General features: G+C 68.7%; 3 protein-coding genes and 1 pseudogene. 2 read left to right on the top strand and 2 right to left on the bottom strand.

Going from position 1 to position 3001, the window contains the following annotated elements; genetic code table 11:
- Nucleotides 1-306: hypothetical protein (locus tag MJD61_18250; protein MCG8557204.1), on the top strand; the 306-nt coding region annotated here is incomplete at its 5' end.
- A 186-nt stretch (nucleotides 307-492) separates the two neighbouring features.
- On the opposite strand, the gene MJD61_18245 is transcribed toward MJD61_18250, so the two are convergent.
- Together MJD61_18245 and MJD61_18240 are read right to left on the bottom strand one after the other, a co-directional pair.
- Nucleotides 493-978: a hypothetical protein gene (locus MJD61_18245; GenBank protein ID MCG8557203.1), complete on the bottom strand. Its 486-nt coding sequence runs from the start codon at nucleotides 976-978 to the stop codon at nucleotides 493-495.
- Between the two features lie 1222 nt (nucleotides 979-2200).
- Nucleotides 2201-2371: pseudogene (locus MJD61_18240) on the bottom strand (iron dicitrate transport regulator FecR).
- A gap of 229 nt (nucleotides 2372-2600) precedes the next feature.
- Between MJD61_18240 and MJD61_18235 the strand changes: the two are divergent.
- On the top strand, nucleotides 2601-3001 hold a 401-nt coding region (locus tag MJD61_18235), incomplete at its 3' end, for a hypothetical protein (protein ID MCG8557202.1).

Here is a 3001-nt window from a genome sequence, read left to right as displayed (position 1 = left end):
TGCTGGTCTGGCCCCAACGACATTTGGGGTTGTGCGCCATCCGAAAGCCCCCTCACACACCCCAACAACATCGTCCAAATAAACAACACGGCAGAAGGAGGAGGGACAACCGCCATTGTCGCACGCGACATAGAGTGTCAGCCGGGTGAGCAGTGGCATCTCCATATCTGGGTGAAGGACGCGCTCGGCGTCCCTCTGAAGGAGCCGAACGGCGACTGCAACATCTACACTTTGTCCTACTCGGTCGAGCAGATAGACGACGGGTACGTGCCAGGGGATTCGAGCACGCCTCCGGTGAACCCTTGACTTTGTTGTGGCTGCAGCCGCGGGTCGGTTATGCTAGTGGCTAGTGTCTGTCGTCCAGGCTGTTTTGGTAACGGTGCATCGGCCTCGACATGGGGATCGATTCGGCGGCGGGGCCGGGAGGTGCGTCTGGTGTATTGTCGAGGAATCGTCTCCCGCCTAGGAACGCTCGTTCTGATACCACGGGTCTCATCGTCCCCCGCATTTCCTGGCGGTGTCTGGCTCGGGGTTTGTTGTTGGTTGGTCCTTGCGGGTTGTGGGGCGAAGACGGTTGCCACCCCAGGAGTTGGGGCAGGCTTCGGCGGCAGCAGCGCCGGCACCAGCGGGCGAGCGGGCGTGCTCGGGGGAGGCGGTATCGCCGGTAAGGGGGGAGGTGGTGGCCCGGGGATTGCCGGTCAGAGCGGCACCGTCGGTCAAGGCGGCGTCGGGGGCCAGGGCGGTACTGTCGGCCAAGGTGGTGTCGGCGGTCAGGGGGGGGGTGACCCGGGGATCGCCGGTCAGAGCGGCACCGTCGGTCAAGGCGGCGTCGGGGGCCAGGGCGGCGCTGGCGGCCAAGGCGGTGTCCTGGGCCAGGCCGGTGTCGGTGGTCGGGCGGGTGCCTCTGGCGGATTCGGCATGTGCTCCCAGGGCTATGATTGCCGATTCTCCAATGCTCAGCAGGTGTGCCTGCCTCAAGGCAGTACAGAGCCCGCTGCGTGCACCAGCCCCAACGCTCCATGCAACAGCCCGCCTGGCGGGATTTGCCGGTACTGGGGCGGGTTCAACACGCGCTGTATCGTACGTTGCCGGGCGGGTGGCTTCGGAGGCCAAGGCGGCAGCGGTGGTCAAGGCGGCGTCTCCGGTGCAGGAGGCCCCGGCCCCTGCCCGGCCCCCTGGGTCTGCACAACCCGTCCTGCCCTTGCGGGCATCCGCTACTGTTCTTACTCCGAAGGCGCCAGCCCTCCGCTCTGCAATATGCCGAATTGCTGGCGTCTCAACGGCGTGTGCAGGTACTCGGGCCTGTGCATCCGGGAGTGCCGCTAGTGGTTGCCCGCATCGCTCTTGCGACGATGCGGCGCGCTGCAGCAGCTCTGGCTCTACTGATGGGACTGCAGGCCTGCTCGGGCGGGCAGGCGCATGGTGGCGCCGGCCTTGACGCCGGCGGAACCGGAGGCGGAGCCGGTGCGGGTGCAGTGGACGGCGGAAGCGCTGGGGAAACGGCGGGTCAGGCGGGTGTGGATGCGTTGGACAGCGGAGCGGGCGGCCAGGACGGCGGCATGGCGGGTGAAGGCGGCACCGCGGGTGCCGTGGCGGTCTGTCCGCCAGGACGAGGCGACTGCAACAAGGACGGCAGGTGCGAAACGGATCTGTACCGTTCGCTCGGGAGTTGCGGCGAATGCGGTGCGTCGTGCCAGCATCCGAATGCGCAAACGTCGGCGTGTGTAGGCGGCGTGTGCACGCTGACCGGCTGTCCCAGGGGACGCTTCAACTGCGACGGTGACTCCGCCAACGGTTGCGAGGCGGCGAGCATCTGTCCCGGGATCGGCGGCCTGGACGGTTGTCCACCCGGCCAAGCCATCTGCGGTCACCGTCAGGGAGCGTGCGCCTTTGACCTGCTGACGTCCAACTATGCCTGTGGCCGCTGCGGTGGCTTGTGTCTGGAGCAAGGCACCGCATGCATTAGCGGTGTTTGTACGGTGGTATGGTGTCCTCCCGGTCACTTCAACTGCGACGGGAATGCTGCCAACGGTTGCGAGACCGCGGGTCCGTGCGATGGCAGCGGCGCTGGGGCGGGTGGCGCAAGCGGACAAGGCGGCAGCGGGGGTGCGAGCGGCACGGTTGGCCATGCGGGTACCGTTGGCCAGGCCGGTGTGATCGGGCAGGCCGGCGTGGTTGGGCAGGCGGGGACCGTCGGACAAGGCGGCGGTGGCTCGGGCGGGGGCGATGCGGGCGGCGGTGGCCTGGGTGGTTCGAGTGGAACCATGGCGCTGGCGGGCAGCGATTCCATGGGTGGCGCCGGAGGTGGATTAGGTGGCTTCGGGGGTAGCATGGGTGGTGTCCGAGGCGGGGCGGGCGTAGGGGGTGGTACCGCACCACCTGTCTTGGAACCCTGCCCGCCACCGTCGGTCTGCGTGTCCTTTCCGGGCAGCCTCCAACGCGTCTGTGCCGTACCGCCCGAGTCCGCGCCGCCAGCCTGTAATACTGCCGAGTGCACCCAGATCGGTGGCACCTGCTCCACGCGTTTTGGTGTTCCGGTGTGCTACCGGGCGTGCAACTAGGACTAGGCAGCGACCCATGAACAGCGGCTTCGTACCCAGATGAACCGACTCCGAACAGTGCTCTTGCTGCTGCTCTTGTGGATACTGCAGGCGTGCGGCCGCACAACGACCGAAGGCGGCGGGAGCGACGCGGGGGAAGTGGGCACGGGCGGTGTTGACGGCGCAGTCGCGGGCCAGGGTGACTCGGGCACCGCCCAGGGGGCCGGGGGTGGGCAGGCCGGTCTGGGCACGCCAGATGCCGCGGTTGCTGGCGAAGGGGGCGGCGTTGACGCGAGTGGCGCCGGGGGCCGAGACGGTGGGGACGCTGGCAGCGCCGGAGAACCGGGCGCAGCCGGCACCGGCGGCGGAGGCGTGGCGGGTCCTGGCGGTGCCGGAACGGCCGGGGGCGCTGCTGCGGCCGGGGGCGAGCTCGTGTGGGCAAGACGCGCGGGTGGAAGCGC

It is taken from the genome of Pseudomonadota bacterium (assembly GCA_022361155.1).
Classification (GTDB): Bacteria; Myxococcota_A; Polyangia; order Polyangiales; family JAKSBK01; genus JAKSBK01.
The sequence above is the reverse complement of the archived record's forward strand: the minus strand, read 5'-3'. Positions and strand labels throughout refer to the sequence as shown.